We start from the raw sequence: 17,284 nt of genomic DNA, 5'->3' as shown, positions 1-17,284 counted from the left end.
TGGCTCACGTTCTGCGGCGCGTCGCCGTTGTCAGCGTGAGGGCTGTGCCGACGGCTGCCCAGGCCGCCAGTACGAGGAGCGGGCCGGTCATCGCGTTGCCGTCGAAGTACGCGATCGAGCGGGCCGACCAGGTGCCGGCGCCCGGGGGCAGGGCCGGGCCGATCGCCTGCCAGAACGGGGGGAGGAGCGGTGGGGGCAGGGCGCCGCCCGCGCTCGGGTTGCCGAGGATCACCACCAGCAGGATGACCAGGCCGATGCCAATCGTGCCGAAGAGGCCCTGCAGGGCCAGGGTGGCCGCGCCCACGGCGAAGGTGATCAGGGCGCCCAGGCCCCAGAGAGCGGTTGTTCCGCCGGGGAGGGCGTCTAGGGCCGGGCCGGCGATGAGGGCTCCGCCGAGGCCGCCGACGATCGCGATCAGGGCCGTCGCTCCCAGGCGGACGGCGGCGCGGGCGGGGTTGGAGGGTTTGGCGCCGGCGCTGACGGCGAGGGCCGCGGCACCCAGGTAGCCGCCCACGCACCAGCCGACCACCAGGTAGAAGGACGACAGGCCGTTGGGGTCGTGGGGCGCGGACGGGACCACGTCGACCGTGCGGAGGGTGCGCCGCTCGGACTTCTCCAGGTTCGTGACGAGGGCCGTCAGCGTGGTGGACAGGACCCGGCCGCCGCCGGAGGCGACCAGGAGCGTGTCGGTGGTGCCCGACGGGTCGACGATCAGGGCGGCGTCGATGTCGCGGTTCCGGATCCGGTCCCGGGCCGTCCTCTCGTCCGGCAGGGTGCGGGGATCCAGGGGGGTGCCGGGGAGCCGTGCCAGGCGGGTCGTCGTCTGCTCGGCCGCGGCCCGGGGTGCCACCACGCCGAAGGGCACGTCCCGGGGTTCCGGGTCGTGCAGCGCGCCCACGTAGGAGGCGATGAAGAGCAGCTGGAGCGCGATCACGCCGAGGACGAGCAGCGTGGCCCGGGGGGTGACGGCGTCGGTCACCTCGGCGCGGAACGTGCGGTGCGGCATGTCTCCACGGTCGGGTGCCGCCGGGTGTTTCCGCAGGTGGGGCGGGGCCGAACGGATGTCGCACATACATTCGAGGATGGGGGTATGGTGGGGGTGAGGTAGCTGGGAACAGATGTTCGAGAGCAGAGTGCTCACGAGTGCGGGAGGTGCGTGTGCCGGGGTTCACGCATCTGCACACCGTCTCCGGATTCTCGTTGCGCCATGGAGCCTCGCACCCGGAACGGCTGGCCGAACGTGCCTCCGAGCGGGGCATGGCAGCCCTGGCCCTCACCGACCGCGACACGGTCGCCGGTGCGGTCCGGTTCGCCAAGGCCTGCGTCAGGCAGGGGATCCGTCCGCTGTTCGGGGCGGACCTGGCGGTCGGGCTCGGCGCCGGGAAGCAGGAGCGGCGCCGGACCCCGGTAAGGGGAGGCGCCTTCGTCGACGAGTCCGCCCCCCGCGCGGTCTTCCTCGCCCGGGACGGTGCCCGGGGGTGGGCCGCGCTGTGCCGGCTCGTCTCGGCGGCGCACGAGGGTCAGGGGGCCACACCCCTGCTGCCCTGGGAGCACAACCGCGGCGAGGGGCTGACCGTGCTGCTCGGGCCCGACTCCGACGTCGGGCGCGCCCTGGCCGCGGGACGCCCCGACCGGGCGGCCCGGCTGCTGGCGCCCTGGCGCGAGGCCTACGGCGACGACCTGCGGCTGGAGGCCGTCTGGCACGGCCGGAACGGGACGGGGCCCGGATCGCTGCGGCTGGCCGCCCGCACCGTCGGGTTCGCCGCCGAGCAGGGCGTCCGGCCCGTGCTCACCAACGCCGTACGGTACGCCGACCCCGGGATGGGGCCGGTCGCCGACGTCCTGGACGCCGCCCGGCGCCTGGTGCCCATCGACCCCACCAAGGAGCTGGACTCCGGTGAGGCCTGGCTCAAGGACCCGCAGGCCATGGTGCACGCGGCCGAGCGGATCGTGGAGGCCGCCGGGTTCCGGCGGGAACTCGCGCACCGGCTGCTGGAGCAGACCGCGGCCACCGCCGCCGCGTGCCTGGTCGACCCCGAGGACGATCTCGGGATCGGCACCGTCCGCTTCCCCGAGCCGCACCTGGTCGGCGCCGGGCGCCGCACCGCCCAGCGGGCGCTGGCCTCACGGGCGGCGGCGGGGATGGTGCTGCGCGGGTACGACCGGCGGCGGGAGTACTGGGAGCGGATGCACCACGAGCTGGACATCATCGCCCACCACGGGTTCGCCTCCTACTTCCTCACCGTCGCCCAGGTGGTCGACGACGTCCGGGAGATGGGCATCCGGGTGGCCGCCCGGGGGTCCGGTGCCGGGTCGCTCGTCAACCACCTGCTCGGCATCGCGCACGCCGACCCCATCGAGCACCGGCTGCTGATGGAGCGGTTCCTGTCGAAGGAGCGGGTCGTGCTGCCCGACATCGACATCGACGTGGAGTCCGCGCGCAGGCTGGAGGTCTACCGCAAGATCATCGACCGGTTCGGTGCCGAGCGGGTCGCCACGGTCGCGATGCCGGAGACGTACCGCGTCCGGCACGCGATCCGGGACGTGGGGGCCGCCCTGTCCATGGACCCGGCCGAGATCGACCGGGTCGCCAAGTCCTTTCCGCACATCCGGGCGCGGGACGCCCGGGCCGCGCTGGAGGAACTGCCCGAGCTGCGCGCGCTGGCGGGGGAGAAGGAGAAGTACGGGAGGCTGTGGGAGCTGGTCGAGGCGCTGGACGCCCTGCCGCGCGGGGTCGCCATGCACCCGTGCGGGGTGCTGCTGTCCGACGCCTCCCTGCTGGCGCGTACGCCGGTCGTGCCGACCAGCGGCGAGGGCTTCCCGATGTCGCAGTTCGACAAGGACGACGTCGAGGACCTCGGGCTGCTGAAGCTGGACGTGCTGGGTGTGCGGATGCAGTCGGCCATGGCGCACGCGGTGCGGGAGGTGGAGCGGGTGTCGGGGGAGCGGGTCGACCTGGACGCCCTGCCCGCGGGGGACCCGGAGACCTACGGGCTGATCCGGTCCACCGAGACGCTCGGCTGCTTCCAGATCGAGTCGCCCGGGCAGCGTGACCTGGTCGGGCGGCTGCAGCCGGACACCTTCCACGACCTGGTGGTCGACATCTCGCTGTTCCGGCCCGGGCCGGTCGCCGCCGACATGGTGCGGCCGTTCATCGAGGCGCGGCACGGGCGGGCGCCCATCCGGTATCCGCACCCGGATCTGGAAGGGCCGCTGAAGGAGACGTACGGGGTCGTCGTCTTCCACGAGCAGATCATCGACATCGTCGACATCATGACCGGCTGTGGGCGCGGTGAGGCCGACCGGGTGCGGCGCGGGCTGTCCGATCCCGAGTCGCAGGCGCGGATCAAGGTGTGGTTCGCCCAGCACGCGGCGGCGAACGGCTATGACGCGGAAACGATTCAGCGGACCTGGGAGATCGTCGAGGCCTTCGGGTCGTACGGTTTCTGCAAGGCGCACGCGGTCGCCTTCGCCGTGCCGACGTACCAGTCGGCGTGGCTGAAGGCGCACCACCCGGCCGCCTTCTACGCGGGGTTGCTCACGCACGACCCCGGGATGTACCCGAAGCGGCTGCTGCTGGCGGACGCGCGGCGGCGCGGGGTGCCCGTGCTGCCGCTGGACGTGAACGCGTCGGGAGTCGCACACCGTATCGAACTGGTGTCCGGTAAATGGGGTCTGCGGCTGGCGCTCTCCGATGTGCACGGCATCAGCGAGGCCGAGGCGGCGCGGATCGCGGAGGGGCAGCCCTACGCCTCACTGGTCGACTTCTGGGAGCGGGGCCGGCCCAGCCGTCCGCTGGCCCAGCGGCTGGCACAGGTGGGCGCGCTGGACGCGTTCGGCGCCAACCGCCGGGATCTGCAACTGCATCTGACCGAGCTGCACCGGGGCGCGCGGGGCGGGGGCGGCGGCCAGTTGCCGCTGGCCGGCGGGCGGAAGACGGCCCCGGCCGGGCTGCCCGACCTCACCTCCTCGGAGCGGCTCAGCGCCGAGCTGGGGGTGCTCTCCATGGACGCCTCGCGCCATCTGATGGACGACCACCGGCAGTTCCTCGACGAGCTGGGCGTGGTGTCGGCGCGCCGCCTGCGCGAGGTGCGGCACGGGGAGACGGTGCTGGTCGCGGGCGCCAAGGCGGCCACGCAGACGCCGCCGATCCGGTCCGGCAGGCGGGTCATCTTCTCCACCCTGGACGACGGCACGGGCCTGGTCGACCTCGCCTTCTTCGACGACTCCCACGACGCCTGCGCCCACACCGTCTTCCACTCCTGGCTGCTGCTGGTGCGCGGAGTGGTGCAGCGCCGGGGCCCGCGCAGCTTCAGCGTGGTCGGCTCCGCCGTCTGGAACCTCGCCGACCTGCTCGACGTGCGCCGGGAGGAAGGTCTTGAGGGGGTCGCGGCCCGGCTGGCCGGTGGCGGCGGCTCCGGGGATTCCGGCGACGGCGACGACGGCGAGGGCGCCGCGCGCCGGCGGCTCGCCGGGTCGGAGGGCGCGCCGGCGCCGACGGGTTCCGCGGCCCAGGACCCGATGGAGCGGCGGAAGATCCGCATGGCCACGGGGTACGAGATGCACCCCTGGGCCGATCTGCGCCCCGCGGGTGAAGGGCCCGCGGTGGGAAGGAAGTTGTGGCACCAGAGTCCGGGGAGTGCGGGATGACCATCCTCTGCGTACGTTTCCAGCTGCCGCCGACGAGCGAAGACGGGCTGCCTCAGCTGCTCGGGATGCTCGAGGAGTTCACACCCGTCGTCCAGGCCCTGCCGCCGGACGGGGCGCTGGCCGACCTGCGGGGCGCCGAGCGGTACTTCGGGCGGGACGCCGTCGAACTGGCCTCGGTGATCCGGGTGCGCGCGCTCGCCCTGTACGGCGTGGACTGCGTGATCGGCGCGGGCCCCGGGCCGATGCTGGCCCGGGTGGCGCTGCGCCACGCCGCACCCGGGGTGACCTGCGCGGTGCCCGAGGAGCCGGACGCCATCGCGGAGTTCCTCGCGGACAAGCCCGTCGCCGCACTGCCCGGCGTGGGCGCCGCGACCTCACGCACCCTGACCGACTACGGCCTCGACACCCTCGGCCGGGTCGCCACCGCACCGCTGTCCACGCTCCAGCGGCTGATCGGCGCGAAGGCGGGCCGGGAGCTGCGCGAGAAGGCGAACGGCGTCGACCGCGGCCGGGTCGTACCGAACGCCGTCTCCCGGTCCCTCGCCGCGGAACGCCCCTTCGGGCGCGACGAACTGGACCCCGACCGGCACCGCCGGGCGCTGCTCTCGGCCGCCGAGGAGATCGGCGCCCGGCTGCGCGCCCTGGAGAAGGTCTGCCGCACGCTCACCCTGACCGTGCGCTACGCCGACCGCTCGGCCACCACCCGCAGCCGCACCCTGACCGAACCGACCGCGCACTCGCCGGCGCTGACCAGGACCGCGTACGGCATGTACGAGGCGCTCGGGCTGCAGCGGGCCCGGGTCCGGGCGATCGCCCTGCGCGCCGAAGGGCTCGACCCCGCCGAACAGGCCTCCCACCAGCTGACCTTCGACCCCGTGGACGAGAAGGTCCGCCGTATCGAGGAGGTCGCGGACCGCGCGCGGGCGAAGTTCGGGCCGCGGGCGGTGATGCCCGGGGGGCTGGGCGGGGTGGCGGCGTAGGGGTGCAGTTCGGGCAGGTTGTGGCGCGGCCGGCCGCTAAGCGGCTCCGATGCCGCCGGACACCGATGGTCGCGGGCAACCCTGGGGCGAGGATCACGGGCAGGCCGGCAAGGCGTGTCGCGGCGAGCCGGGGCGGGACCCGCCCCGACGCTGTGGCCCGTGCTGCTGGAGCACGTCCGGGTCCGCGACGAAGCGCGCCGCCGGAGCCCGCGGAGAGGGCCCCGGCGGCGGACGAGCCCACGCGCACCTCCGCTGCGCTTCCCGAACGCCCGCATCGACAGCAGCCACCGGCCCCACGACGTCTCGCCCGACGAACGACCAGGGCGTCCGTGGCAGTTGCGATCCCAGGTCCGGCCGGCAGGCACCCGCACGAGGTCCGTAGGGACAACGGCTTCTCAGCGCCGCAGGGCCTGCTCCACCAGCACGGCCGCAGCGCCCGTGTAGTCGGTCGGGTCGCACAGCGTGACCAGCCGGTCCACGAGCGAGCGGGGCACTTCCGGCATGCGGGCGAGCACCGTGGCCAAGGGTTGCCTCGTGGTCTGCGCTTCCTGCGCGGCGCGCGTCAGCAGCGCTTTGGCAGGGGCCTTGCCCAAGGTCGGTGCCAGATGTGCGACCAGCCGCTCGGACACCACCTGACTTTCCGTCATGTCCAGGTTGGAGCGCATGCGGTCCGGCCGCACCGTCAGCCCTTCGACGAGTTCCGCAGCGGTCTGCGCGGCGCCGCCGGTCAGCCGTAGACAGTCCCGGAGCAGCGGCCACTCCGCGTGCCACACCCCGGCGGATCGTTCGTCCTCGGTGACCAGACACTGTGCCAGTGCCGCCGAGAGGGCGGGCACTTGCAGCGCGGCACTGCGAACGAGAGTCGCGAGCACCGGGTTGCGCTTGTGAGGCATGGCCGAAGAGGCACCGCGTCCGGACACGGCCGGTTCGGTGACCTCACCCACCTCGGTACGGGTCAATGCCTGAACGTCCACGGCGATCTTGCCGAGCGCCCCGGCGGCGAAGGCCAGTGCAGCGGCCAGGTCGGCCACAGGTGTGCGCAGCGCGTGCCAGGGCAGTGCCGGCCGGGCCAGTCCCGTTTCGCCGGCATAGGCGTCCACCAGCCGTGTCACGTAGCCGTCCGGGTCGGCCAGGGTGCCCCCCTCGGCGAGTGCCGCGTACTCCAGGTATCCGGCCAGCGTGCCCGCCGCTCCGCCCAGGGAGACGGGGAGGTTCCGCTGGACGCGGGCGACGCGCTCCTCCGCGTCCAGCACCAACTCCCGCCAACCGGCGGCGCGCAGCCCGAACGTGGTCGGTACGGCGTGCAGCGCCAAGGTACGTGCGACGGCGGGAGTCCGCCGGTGTGCCGTTGCCAGCGCTGTCAGCGCATCGACCGTACGCCGCAGATCGGCGAGGATCAGGTCGAGTGTCTTCCTCGCGACGAGCATCGTGCCGGTGTCGAGCACGTCCTGGCTGGTCGAACCCCGGTGTACGAACTCGGCTGCCTCGAGGTCCTCGGCCGCGACGACCTCGGTGAACGCCTGCACCAGGCCGACCACCGGGTTGGCCGTCTCCCGCGCCGCCAGCGCCAGGGCTCTGACGTCGAGCCGGTCGGCACGAGCCGCTCGTGTGATCACCTCGGCCGCCGAAGCAGGGAGCGTGCCCACCGTTGCCTGTGCGCGGGCGAGCGCCGCTTCCGCGTCCAGCATGGCCTGTACCCAGGCCAGGTCACTGGTGACGGCCTCCACCCGCGTGCCTGCTCGCACCGGTGCGAGCAGGCCGGCATCCGCCAGATGCGCCGCGGTGGCCGCAGTCGCATGCGTGAGTGTCACACGATCACCCCGGACAGCTCCCCTTCGGCGTCCACCCGACGCACTTCCGCCGGTACACGAGCCGCCTGCGGCAGGGCGAGAACGGCCCGGGCGATCGCGTCGGAGTCGCCGAGCGTCACCGAGTCCACCCCGGGCCGGATGCCCGCTGCCGTCACCCAGTGCACCGCTTCCGTCGGCACCCCGTACGCGAACCGGCGGGGGTGAGGGCGGCCTCGCCCGTCCAGCAGCCGGTAGGGCCGTTCGGTGACCGCGAGGCCTCCGGTCACGTAACCGGTGCCATCCGTGGTCGCGATCCGGTACGGCGCCGCCTGGTCCGTGTCCAGCAGGTGCTTGAGCAGAGGGTCCTCCGTGCGGCGCAGGTCGGGCTCGGGCAACCGTGCCTCTATCAGGACGCGGGCGCGTACCGCTTCACCGGGCACAGCCGTCGAGTGGGCCACGTACACCTGGGCGGTGGTGTCGATCCGCACCTGAGTGCCCGGACCCGTCACGGTCAGCACACCCGCTTCGATCAGTGCGATCATCTCCTCGATGCGGGACGCCGGCGGCCCGATCGACAGGAAGGCGTTCAACGGCGTGTACCAGCCCTCGAGGTCGTCCCGGTGGGAGTTTCCCTCCAGACCTCCGTGGTCGACGGCGAGACGGATCTCGTTGCGCAGGTCACGCAGCACGTCCAGGGCGGCTTTCAGAGGACCGCTGACATTGCCGAGCCGGGCCGCGGCGACATCGCGCCGCAGGTAGTCCAGCAGCCAGGCGGTGAATTCCTGTCGGTCGGTGAACTCGCGCTCCCCGTACGGTCGCGAAAGCCGCTCCCAACTCCAGTGCTGGTCGGCCGGGATACCGTACTTGTCCAGCAGTTCCCGCCGATCCCCTTCGGTTTCCGCGGTGAGGAACGCCTGCGTGAATTCCTCCCGCAGCGCGGCGTCTCCGCGGGAGGCCAGCAGCGTACTGTAATAAACGCTTTGCACCTCCAGAGAGATCAACGGCCACAGGTCGTCGGTGAAGTTGACGGGCTGTCCGGCCGAAGCGCGTTGCCGCAGACCGGCGATGTACTCGGCGGTCAGCTTGCGTGGGAAATAGCGACCGGTGGCACCCTTCTCGTTCTCCCCGCGCGCGTGGTAGGGCACTCCGCGACGGGAGAACGCGAAGAGACGCGGCTCCTGGCCCGAGGGTCGGTACACCAACCGGTCGCCTTCTCGTACCATCCGGCCGCCACGGCCCACCGTGAACAACGCCATGTGATCGAAGAAGTTCAGCCCCAGCCCCCGCAGCAGTACGTTCTCGCCCGCCTTGATGCCGCTGAGGTCCAGGTCGGCAGGGTTGGCGGGGGTGATGTAGGTCAGGTGGTGAATGCGGGACAGGCTCGCCGTACGTGCTTCGCGCGAGGACAGGCGCGCCGGGACGTGCCCCTGCGCCAGCACGATCGCGTCCAGTGTGTCCAGCCGCGTGCCGTCCTGGAGCCGCACACCCTGCGGCCCACCGGGCACGCCGTGGGTGTCGGCGGCGGCCACCGCGCGAGAACGGTGCACCCGTACCGTGACATGGTGCGGGGCCGATGCCACGATCCGCTCGAAGCAGCCTCTGAGGTAGTGGCCGTAGAAGGCACGTGTCGGATAGGAGTCGGGCCCCAGCTTCCGCGCCTCTTCCATGACCTCCGTGCCGAAGTCAGCCGGGTCGCCCAGCAGCGCGAGGGACTTGGCCCACTCGTACAAGGTGGGGCCCGGCTCGATGGGCCCGTCGATGTGCGCGCTGTCGTCGGTGAAGACCGTGATCTGTGAAGCCACCGTGTTCATCAGCAGGTGCTGGGACTGCTCGGGGCGCCATACGGCACCCGCACCCGGGGCGGCCGGATCCACCACATGCACGGTCACAGCCGAATGAGTCGGTGCGTTGCGCTCGTTGGCCAACAGCCGCTCAAGTACCGACAGCCCGCGCGGGCCCGCACCGACGATGCACACCTCAAGGTTGCCGTGCATGCAGGAAATCCCTTCCGAGTGGGGAGGAAACCAGTGATGAAAGGACGAGGCTGCCGTATCCGCTGAGCAGGCACCGGGAACGGGAAGCCCGGTGCCGGGCATTCCGTTCCCTGCGCGGAATCAGCAGCGGTCGGCCGGGCCGCCGACGGTCGCCGAGGGGATTTCGCACAGTCCGACCACGAGTGGTCGGCAAGGAGGGCGGCGGGAGGCGCGACGGAAGTATGTGTCCGTGTGCACGCTCCTGCGGACTGGGACCTCGATGACGGGACGGTCGCTTTCCGTTGCCTCGGCGGATAAGTGAGATCCCATGGCCACGAGCATGGCGATGCCGTGCCGACAGCGGCAAGGAAGCTGCTTTCAGTCCGTCAGGTCCGTGAGGGGTCGTCAGATGGTCGGCCGGGGCGAGGGCCAGGACCGGTGCCGCCGGTGCCGGTTGGCGCCGCAAGTTTTACCGACGCGTAACTTCCCAGTTCCGCTACCCGCCCGTAACTTGACGAATGAACAGCTTCCCGTGATCCGGATCACAGGGCGTCGTGCCGTCGCACCTCCCTTGAGCCGCAAGGAGATCACCCGATGCTGCCCTGGAAACGAGTGCTCAGACCCCTGGCCGCGCTGCTGCTGACCGCCGCGGCCGTCACCGTCCCCGCCACCACCGCCCAGGCCGCCGGTGCTTCGAGCTCCGGCTGGAACGACTACTCCTGCAAGCCCTCCGCCGCCCACCCCCGCCCCGTCGTCCTGGTCCACGGCACCCTCGGGAACTCCGTCGACAACTGGCTGGGCCTCGCCCCCTACCTCACGGTCCGTGGCTACTGCGTCTTCTCCCTCGACTACGGCCAGCTGGAAGGCGTCCCCTTCTTCCACGGCCTCGGACCCGTCGAGAAGTCCGCCGCGCAGCTGAGGGACCACGTCGACCGGGTGCTCGCCGCGACCGGCGCCGCCGAGGCCGACCTCGTCGGGCACTCGCAGGGCGGCATGATGCCCCGCTGGTACCTGCGCTTCCTCGGCGGGGCCGCCAAGGTGAACGCCCTCGTGGGCATCGCGCCCAGCAACCACGGCACCGACCTCAACGGCTTCACCCACCTGCTGCCCTACTTCCCGGGCGCCGCCGGCCTGCTGTCCAGGAACACGCCCGCCCTCGCCGACCAGGTCGCCGGCTCCGACTTCCTGACGAAGCTCAACGCCGGCGGCGACACCGTCCCCGGCGTGCGCTACACCGTCATCGCCACCCGGTACGACGAGGTCGTCACGCCGTGGCGCAGCCAGTACCTGAGCGGGCCGGACGTGCGCAACGTCCTGCTGCAGGACCTGTGCCCCCTGGACCTGTCCGAGCACGTGGCCGTCGGGCTGTTCGACCGGATCGCCTTCCACGAGGTGGCCAACGCCCTCGACCCGGCCCGTGCCACACCCACCACCTGTGCTTCGGCGTTCGACTGACACGTGTCAGAGAAACGTTTCGGGGCCTGTCCGGCCTGAGCCGCCGGACAGGCCCCGAGTCCTGCGTCAGCGGCCGTGCCGCCCGCCGGTCACCGTCCGGCGCCGGACCGACAGGAACAGGGCCGACGCGCCCAGTGCGAGCGCCGCCGCGCCGCCGATCGCGACGTACGGGGTGCTGCCGTCACCGCCGGTCTCGGCGAGGTTCGCGGCGGCACCGGCCGCCTTCGGCTCGTTGGCGGCCGTCCTCGGCTCGTCGGCGGCGGCACCGGCTGCCTCCGGCTCGTCCGGCGTGCCGTCCTGCGGCGCGGCGGCGGGCTCCGCCGAGGTGCTGGGGTCGTCGTCGCCGTGCCCGCCGTGCTCGATCGTCGACTTGTCGTTGCCCTGCTCGATCTGCTCCTCGGTGGGGGCGGAGGCGGACGGTGCCGGTGCGGCGCCGCCGGCCGGCCCGTCGTTCCCGGCGGCGCCGTCGTCGACGGCCGCGCCCTCGCCGCCGGCCGCGGCACCGCCGCCGAAGCTGACGTCCGAGCAGGAGTAGAACGCCTCCGGGCTGTCCGAACGCTGCCAGACCGCGTACAGCAGGTGCTTGCCGGAACGCTCGGGCAGGCTGCCGGAGAAGGTGTAGAAGCCGCCCGCCGCCGCCGGGTCGGTGGACGTCGCCACCGGGTTCTGCAGGTCCAGGTCGCTCCAGGCGAGCGGCGCGGACGGGTCGTAGCCCGGCTTGGTGATGTACACCTTGAAGGTGCCCTTGTGCGGGGCCGTCACGCGGTACTTGAAGGTGTGCGCGCCGCTCCGCACGGTGGTCGCGGGCCAGTCGGCGCGGGCCAGGTCGAGCCCCTTGAACTGCTCGTTGCCCGCGCTGCACAGCTTGCCGTCCGGTATGAGCTGCTGGTGCCGCCCGGCCGCGTCGCCGATGCGGATGCCGTTCCAGTCGTAGAGGGCCTGGGTGCCTCCGGCCGTCACCGCCGCCCTGCACGCGGCCGACTTGGGGCTCTCGGGACCTTCGCCGAAGCACTGCGCGACCCGGCTGACCGGATCGCCCATCGAACCGTGCGCGGCAGCCGGCGTGGCGGTCAGCGCCGTGAGGGCGAGCGGGAGGGCGCCGAGGGTGGCGACGCTGGCTACCGTGCGGCGTGCGGGCATGCGGGAACTCCTCGAAACGGTGCGGGGAACAGGGCCGGGCCCGAGTGGGCCGAATCCCGTGGGGTGCTCCGAAGCTAGCCCCCCGGCGGCGGGGAATCGCCTGCTGGGGGCGGGTGGAGGAGATCCTTATGGTCGCGTTAAGGGAGTGCTCAGACTGGCATCAGGTAGGTACCGGCACGGCAGGGCGGACGAGGAGATCCAGCCGGCCGGCGCCCCTCACGTCCGGACCGTGGCGGACGTGATCCTGGAGGAGCGCCGCGTCGACGGACCGTACGACCGCGACACTGCCGCAAGCGGCTGCTCCCGGACGTGTCATGACGGCACCGGCAGCTCAGCTGTCCGGCCACCACGTGCGTGCGATGTCCTTGCGGACCTCGGGGCGCCCGGCAGGGCGCTCGTCGGCCTCCTCGCGGATCCGGCGGACGTCCGTCTTCTTCAGGGGCTTCTGCACGGTCACACGGCGCATGGCTGCCTCCTTCAGGATCTACCGGGTTCCGCGTTCTCACGGAGGTAGACCTTTCGGGGGAGAGTTCCTCATCGCTCCTGGTCTGTCTGTGGCCGCAGTCACGAATCGAGTGTCAGTGGCGGGTGTCACTCTTGGGCCCATGACGCACCACAGTGACGGCATGACCTCGGCGAACACCGGCGGCGTCGTGGACTGGGACGCGCAGGCCGCCGTCTTCGACGAGCAACCGGACCACGGGCTGCGCGACCCCGCGGTGCGCCGCGCCTGGGCCGAGCGGCTGCACGGCTGGCTGCCCCCGGGCCCGGGCGACGTCCTCGACCTCGGCTGCGGCACGGGCAGCCTGTCACTCCTCGCCGCCGAGCAGGGGCACCGGGTGACGGGCGTGGACCTCTCCGAGGCCATGGTCCGGCTCGCCCGGGAGAAACCGGCCGGCCGTGACGCGGTGTTCCTCGTCGGTGACGCGGCGGCGCCGCCGGTCGGCGAGCAGCGCTTCGACGCCGTGCTGGTCCGGCACGTGCTGTGGGCCCTGCCGGACCCCGCCCGCGCCCTGCGGCACTGGCACGGGCTGGTGCGGCCGGGCGGGCGGCTCGTGCTGGTGGAGGGCGTGTGGGGCGGTGTCGCCCCGGTGGGCATACCGGCGGAGCGGCTCACCGGCCTCCTGGCCCCGCTCGCCGGGCGGGTGCGCGTGGAGCGACTGTCGGACGACGCGCTGCTGTGGGGCGGCGAGGTGACGGACGAGCGGTACGCGGTGGTCGCGCAGGTGCGGTGACGGACGAGCGGTGCACGGTGGTCGCGCAGGTGCGGTGACGGACGAGGAGTTCTCGCGGACGTGGACCGCGGACAGCCGGGTCGGGGCCGGTCGCGCCGACGCGGTCGAGCCGAGGTCAGACCGGCAACGCGGCGGCGAAGTCATCGCCGAGGGCACGGGATTCCAGCTCGTCGAGCGCGGCCAGGGCGGCCCGTGCCGCCTCGGGGTCCCTCTCGGCGAGGCCGCTCGCCGCGAACTCGTCCTCGTCCAGGCGCCGCACGTCCGTGCCGTCGGCGGAGCGCCACAGGTCCAGGTCGAGATCCTCCACGACCAGTTCGGCCCCGGACAGCACGGCGGGCCGGGTGACGTCGCAGTACCAGCCCTTCAGCGCGCCCGTGGCGGAGCGGACCTCCTTGACCGCGTACCAGCGGTCGCGCCAGTAGTACTCGGTGAAGACGTCCCCGGGCTCGAAGCGGACGAAGCCGAAGTCGCGGACGCCGGAGCCCGCCCACGGGGCGCGGACGGCGACCCGGGTGCCGTCGTCGGCCAGGAGCTCGGCGGCGTAACGGATCTTCGTGCGGCCCGCCTTGACGAGCACGACGTCGACCCGTGCGGGGCGGTCAGCCGAGCTCGCGGACATAGCGCACCTCCGTCGCGGCGATCTCGTAGCCGAACCACGTGTTGATGGCGATCATCGGTTCGTTGCCGGTGTCGTTCCCGGTGAACGCCTCCGTGTACCCGGCGGCGCGCGCCCGGTGCAGGGAGTCGTTCTTGGCGAGCTTCGCCAGGCCCCGGCCGCGGAACTCCCGGGCGGTGCCGGTCATGGCGGTGCCGTAGCGGGTGCCGTCGGTGTGGGCCACGCTGAAGGCGGCCGGCCTGCCGTCGACGACGGCGACCGTGGTCAGGTCGCGGTTCAGCAGCGGGTGACGCCAGTTCTCCTCGAGCCACGCCTCGTAGTCGGTGAACTCGACGTCGATGTCGCTCGGTTCGTCCGCCACCACCTCCGCGTCCAGGTCGAACAGCGGGCGCGGGTCGTCCGCGAAGTCGGCGGCGGTGCGCAGTTCGACACCGGCCGGCGGATCCTGGCGGGCCGGCAGGGCGCGTGCCAGGTCCAGGCGGAGGAAGTAGGCGGACCGGCTGGCCCGGAAGCCGTTCCGCTCGGCGAAGACGCGGTTCTCCGGCTCGTCCAGCACCCAGGCGAACAGCTTGGTGACGCCCAGTGCCGCGAGGCGTTCCTCGGCGGTGCGCAGCAGGAGCGAACCGGCGCCGCGATGTCTGCGGCCGGGCCGCACGTAGATGTTGGCGGAGCCCTGGCCCGGTTCCGGGCTGTCGTGGGCGACACTGACCTGGGCCGTGCCGATGATCTCCCCGTCCTCCTCGGCGACCAGCTGGGTGAAGTGGGCGTCCGGGTGCGCGTGGGTCAGGGTGTGCACCACGGACTCGGGCGTGGACAGCATGTAGGGGAGGGCGAGCCGGCGGGTGGTGGAGAACCCCTCGGCGTCGGCTCGGACGTCGGGTCGCAGGTCGCGCACGATCACGGGCATGGAGGCGCACGTTACGTGGGGCCCGTCCCGGGTGCCTCTCATTTTCCGTGCCGTGCGGGACAATCGGCCCTGTGACCTTGAAGATCGACATCGACGACAGCGCCCCGCCGTACGAGCAGGTGCGGGCGCGGATCTCCGAGCAGGCGCGGTCGGGCGAACTGCCGGTGGGATACCGGCTGCCGACCGTGCGGGGGCTGGCCGAGTCCCTGGGGCTCGCCGCGAACACGGTGGCGAAGGCGTACCGGGCGCTGGAGGCGGACGGGGTGATCGAGACGCGCGGCCGCAACGGCACGTTCGTGGCCGCCGCCGGTGCGGCCGCCGACCGGGAACTGGCGGCCGCCGCCCAGGCGTACGTGGAGCGGGCCCGCCGGCTGGGGCAGGGGGAGGACGCGGCACTCGCCGCGGTACGCGACGCCCTGCGGGCCGCCTCCGGGGCCTAGGCCCGGTCCGGGACGGCCCGCCTGCGGGGCCCGGGCCCCGCAGGCGGACGAAGGGACGGCGCGGACACGGTCCCGGCCGCGCCGGGTGGCGTGCCCCTCAGGCCCGGACCAGGTGCTCCGGGCCGCGCGGCATGCCCCTCAGGTCCGGACCAGGTGCTCGGGCGTGCGGGTGATGTCCAGGCCCGCCGATCTGCCCGCCCGTGCGAACGCCCTCGCGTCCACCACCGCCGCGCCGCCCGGGTCGTTGTTGAAGTACACGTGGACGTCCTCGCCGCCCGGCCAGGTCGTGGCGATGCGGTCGAGCCAGGTGGCCAGGGAGCGGCGGCCGTAGCGGGGCCACGGGTGGGCGCGGCCCTGGTGGAAGCGGACGTAACCCCAGTCGGCCGTGCGCCACAGCGGGGTGGCGGGGCGGGCCAGGACGTCGGCCCAGCACAGGGCGGCGCGGCGGGACTCCAGGACCGCGCGGACCTCCGGCGTCCACCAGGAGTCGTGGCGCGGCTCGACCGCGACCCGGGTCGAGGCCGGGAAGCAGGCCAGGCAGGCGTCGAGCAGTCCGGGGTCGGCGCGCAGGGTGGGCGGCAGCTGGAGCAGGACCGGGCCGAGGCGGTCGCCGAGGCCCGCCGCGTGGCTCATCAGGCGGTGCACCGGCTCCTCGGGTTCCTTCAGCCGCTTGATGTGGGTCAGGTAGCGGCTCGCCTTGACCGCCACGACGAAATCGGGCGGCACCCGGCCGCGCCAGTCCTCGAAGGTCTCCCGGGCCGGCAGCCGGTAGAAGGCGTTGTTGATCTCGACGGTGGCGAAGTGCCCCGCGTACTCCTCCAGCCAGAGCCGCATCGGCAGCCCGGACGGGTAGAGGACGTCCCGCCAGTCCTTGTACTGCCATCCGGACGTGCCGACGAACAGGGTCATAGCCCCATGGAAACACCGGAGGGCACGGACCTCCTACAGGTGGGCCCCCTACAGGTACAGGCCCGCGTCCGCGTTCCCGCGCGGCTCGGGCAGCGAGGTCGGGGACGTGCCCCGGCGCAGCGCGTACAGCTCCGCGAGGGTCGCGCCCTCACGGCCGACGCCGTCCTCGCGGCCCAGCCAGCCGACCGCCTCCGCGCGGGTCAGCGGGCCCACCTCGATCCGGGCCAGACAGCGGCCCGGGCGGACGACCGCGGGGTGCAGGCGCTCCAGGTCCTCGTTGGTGGTGACCCCCACCAGGACGTTGCGCCCCTGGCCGAGCAGACCGTCGGTCAGGTTCAGCAGCCGTGACAGGGCCTGGCCCGCGGTGTGCTTGGCCTCGCCGCGGATCAGCTCGTCGCAGTCCTCCAGGAGCAGCAGCCGCCAGCGGCCCTTGCCGGTGGCGTCCTCCTCGCCGATGGCGATGTCCATCAGGTAGCCGACGTCGCTGAAGAGCCGCTCGGGGTCCAGGACGCAGTCCACCTGGCACCAGTCGCGCCAGGACCGGGCGAGCGTGCGCAGCGCCGACGTCTTGCCGGTGCCCGGGGGGCCGTGCAGCAGGAGCAGCCGGCCGGCGATGTCCTCCGGGGTCGTCTTCATCAGCCGGTCCATGGCGTCCGCCACGGGCGCGGTGTAGTTGGGCCGGACCTCGTCCCAGGTGCCGGCGGCGATCTGACGGGTCGTGCGGTGCGGGCCGCGGCGCGGGGAGACGTACCAGAAGCCCATCGTGACGTTCTCCGGCTGCGGTTCGGGCTCGTCCGCCGCGCCGTCGGTGGCCTGGCCGAGGACCTCCTCGGCCAGTTCCGCGCTGGTCGCCGTCACCGTGACGTCGGCGCCCCGGTTCCAGCGGGAGACCAGCAGCGTCCAGCCGTCGCCCTCGGCCAGGGTCGCGCTGCGGTCGTCGTCCCGGGCGGCACGCAGTACCCGGGCGCCGGACGGCATCAGCGTCGCGCCGGAGCGGACGCGGTCGATGTTCGCCGCGTGGGAGTACGGCTGCTCGCCCGTCGCGAAGCGGCCGAGGAACAGCGCGTCGACGACGTCGGACGGGGAGTCGGAGTCGTCGACGTTGAGCCGGATCGGCAGCGCCTCGTGCGGGTTGTCAGACATGCCGCCATGATCCGGCACGGGCGGGCCGCGCGCACCCGGTTTCCGG

General features: G+C 73.1%; 14 protein-coding genes. 5 read left to right on the top strand and 9 right to left on the bottom strand.

Features of this window, described 5'->3' with window-relative positions:
- Window positions 1-4 precede the first annotated feature (4 nt).
- The gene (locus ACPXCS_RS30880) at window positions 5-1,006 is read right to left on the bottom strand and encodes a DUF3533 domain-containing protein (protein ID WP_425951656.1); all 1,002 of its coding nucleotides are present in this window, start codon (window positions 1,004-1,006) and stop codon (window positions 5-7) included.
- Window positions 1,007-1,158: 152 nt separating this feature from the next.
- Between ACPXCS_RS30880 and ACPXCS_RS30875 the strand changes: the two genes are divergently transcribed.
- Both ACPXCS_RS30875 and ACPXCS_RS30870 read left to right on the top strand, forming a co-directional pair.
- Complete coding sequence (locus ACPXCS_RS30875) at window positions 1,159-4,650, top strand: DNA polymerase III subunit alpha (RefSeq protein ID WP_425951655.1); 3,492 nt, start codon at window positions 1,159-1,161, stop codon at window positions 4,648-4,650.
- Window positions 4,647-5,630, top strand: a complete 984-nt coding sequence (locus tag ACPXCS_RS30870) for a DNA polymerase Y family protein (protein WP_425951654.1) — start codon at window positions 4,647-4,649, stop codon at window positions 5,628-5,630. The genes ACPXCS_RS30875 and ACPXCS_RS30870 overlap by 4 nt, the downstream gene beginning before the upstream one ends.
- 395 nt (window positions 5,631-6,025) lie before the next feature.
- Here ACPXCS_RS30870 and pcaB read toward each other — a convergent pair whose 3' ends face one another.
- Together pcaB and ACPXCS_RS30860 are read right to left on the bottom strand one after the other, a co-directional pair.
- A complete protein-coding gene (gene pcaB, locus ACPXCS_RS30865; RefSeq protein WP_425951653.1) occupies window positions 6,026-7,441 on the bottom strand; it encodes a 3-carboxy-cis,cis-muconate cycloisomerase in 1,416 nt (471 codons plus the stop codon).
- Complete coding sequence (locus ACPXCS_RS30860; RefSeq protein ID WP_425951652.1) at window positions 7,438-9,414, bottom strand: FAD/NAD(P)-binding protein; 1,977 nt, start codon at window positions 9,412-9,414, stop codon at window positions 7,438-7,440. The genes pcaB and ACPXCS_RS30860 overlap by 4 nt, the downstream gene beginning before the upstream one ends.
- Before the next feature lie 573 nt (window positions 9,415-9,987).
- Here ACPXCS_RS30860 and ACPXCS_RS30855 point away from each other — a divergent pair.
- Window positions 9,988-10,848: an esterase/lipase family protein gene (locus tag ACPXCS_RS30855; protein ID WP_425951651.1), complete on the top strand. Its 861-nt coding sequence runs from the start codon at window positions 9,988-9,990 to the stop codon at window positions 10,846-10,848.
- A 66-nt stretch (window positions 10,849-10,914) separates the two neighbouring features.
- Here ACPXCS_RS30855 and ACPXCS_RS30850 read toward each other — a convergent pair whose 3' ends face one another.
- Together ACPXCS_RS30850 and ACPXCS_RS30845 are read right to left on the bottom strand one after the other, a co-directional pair.
- Window positions 10,915-11,988, bottom strand: coding sequence for a lytic polysaccharide monooxygenase auxiliary activity family 9 protein (locus ACPXCS_RS30850; RefSeq protein ID WP_425951650.1), 1,074 nt, complete (start codon window positions 11,986-11,988; stop codon window positions 10,915-10,917).
- A gap of 331 nt (window positions 11,989-12,319) precedes the next feature.
- On the bottom strand, window positions 12,320-12,454 hold the full coding sequence (locus ACPXCS_RS30845) for a hypothetical protein (protein WP_425951649.1): 135 nt from the start codon (window positions 12,452-12,454) through the stop codon (window positions 12,320-12,322).
- A 139-nt stretch (window positions 12,455-12,593) separates the two neighbouring features.
- On the opposite strand from ACPXCS_RS30845, the gene ACPXCS_RS30840 reads away from it, so the two are divergent.
- Window positions 12,594-13,223, top strand: a complete 630-nt coding sequence (locus ACPXCS_RS30840) for a class I SAM-dependent methyltransferase (RefSeq protein ID WP_425951648.1) — start codon at window positions 12,594-12,596, stop codon at window positions 13,221-13,223.
- A gap of 115 nt (window positions 13,224-13,338) precedes the next feature.
- On the opposite strand, the gene ACPXCS_RS30835 is transcribed toward ACPXCS_RS30840, so the two are convergent.
- Together ACPXCS_RS30835 and ACPXCS_RS30830 are read right to left on the bottom strand one after the other, a co-directional pair.
- Window positions 13,339-13,842 (bottom strand): DUF402 domain-containing protein, encoded by a 504-nt coding sequence (locus ACPXCS_RS30835; protein WP_425951647.1) that lies wholly within the window; start codon window positions 13,840-13,842, stop codon window positions 13,339-13,341.
- Window positions 13,823-14,746 (bottom strand): GNAT family N-acetyltransferase, encoded by a 924-nt coding sequence (locus ACPXCS_RS30830; protein ID WP_425951646.1) that lies wholly within the window; start codon window positions 14,744-14,746, stop codon window positions 13,823-13,825. Before ACPXCS_RS30830 ends, ACPXCS_RS30835 begins: the two co-directional genes overlap by 20 nt.
- Window positions 14,747-14,817: 71 nt before the next feature.
- On the opposite strand from ACPXCS_RS30830, the gene ACPXCS_RS30825 reads away from it, so the two are divergent.
- Window positions 14,818-15,186: a GntR family transcriptional regulator gene (locus tag ACPXCS_RS30825; protein ID WP_425951645.1), complete on the top strand. Its 369-nt coding sequence runs from the start codon at window positions 14,818-14,820 to the stop codon at window positions 15,184-15,186.
- Window positions 15,187-15,324: 138 nt separating this feature from the next.
- Here the strand turns inward: ACPXCS_RS30825 and ACPXCS_RS30820 are convergent, their stop codons facing one another.
- Window positions 15,325-16,095, bottom strand: coding sequence for a DUF72 domain-containing protein (locus tag ACPXCS_RS30820; RefSeq protein WP_425951644.1), 771 nt, complete (start codon window positions 16,093-16,095; stop codon window positions 15,325-15,327).
- Between the two features lie 48 nt (window positions 16,096-16,143).
- Window positions 16,144-17,238: a DUF5925 domain-containing protein gene (locus tag ACPXCS_RS30815; RefSeq protein WP_425951643.1), complete on the bottom strand. Its 1,095-nt coding sequence runs from the start codon at window positions 17,236-17,238 to the stop codon at window positions 16,144-16,146.
- Window positions 17,239-17,284 lie beyond the last annotated feature (46 nt).

Origin of the sequence: Streptomyces sp. DT190, assembly GCF_049846985.1 — a bacterium.
Lineage (GTDB): Bacteria > Actinomycetota > Actinomycetes > Streptomycetales > Streptomycetaceae > Streptomyces.
The sequence above is the reverse complement of the archived record's forward strand: the minus strand, read 5'-3'. Positions and strand labels throughout refer to the sequence as shown.

Bases quoted from the DNA above. Each gene is read 5' to 3' on its own strand.
- ACPXCS_RS30880 (WP_425951656.1), bottom strand. From the start codon at position 1,006: ATGCCGCACCGCACGTTCCGCGCCGAGGTGACCGACGCCGTCACCCCC.
- ACPXCS_RS30870 (WP_425951654.1), top strand. From the start codon at position 4,647: ATGACCATCCTCTGCGTACGTTTCCAGCTGCCGCCGACGAGCGAAGAC.
- ACPXCS_RS30860 (WP_425951652.1), bottom strand. From the start codon at position 9,414: ATGCACGGCAACCTTGAGGTGTGCATCGTCGGTGCGGGCCCGCGCGGG.
- ACPXCS_RS30855 (WP_425951651.1), top strand. From the start codon at position 9,988: ATGCTGCCCTGGAAACGAGTGCTCAGACCCCTGGCCGCGCTGCTGCTG.
- ACPXCS_RS30850 (WP_425951650.1), bottom strand. From the start codon at position 11,988: ATGCCCGCACGCCGCACGGTAGCCAGCGTCGCCACCCTCGGCGCCCTC.
- ACPXCS_RS30845 (WP_425951649.1), bottom strand. From the start codon at position 12,454: ATGCGCCGTGTGACCGTGCAGAAGCCCCTGAAGAAGACGGACGTCCGC.
- ACPXCS_RS30840 (WP_425951648.1), top strand. From the start codon at position 12,594: ATGACGCACCACAGTGACGGCATGACCTCGGCGAACACCGGCGGCGTC.
- ACPXCS_RS30835 (WP_425951647.1), bottom strand. From the start codon at position 13,842: ATGTCCGCGAGCTCGGCTGACCGCCCCGCACGGGTCGACGTCGTGCTC.
- ACPXCS_RS30830 (WP_425951646.1), bottom strand. From the start codon at position 14,746: ATGCCCGTGATCGTGCGCGACCTGCGACCCGACGTCCGAGCCGACGCC.
- ACPXCS_RS30820 (WP_425951644.1), bottom strand. From the start codon at position 16,095: ATGACCCTGTTCGTCGGCACGTCCGGATGGCAGTACAAGGACTGGCGG.
- ACPXCS_RS30815 (WP_425951643.1), bottom strand. From the start codon at position 17,238: ATGTCTGACAACCCGCACGAGGCGCTGCCGATCCGGCTCAACGTCGAC.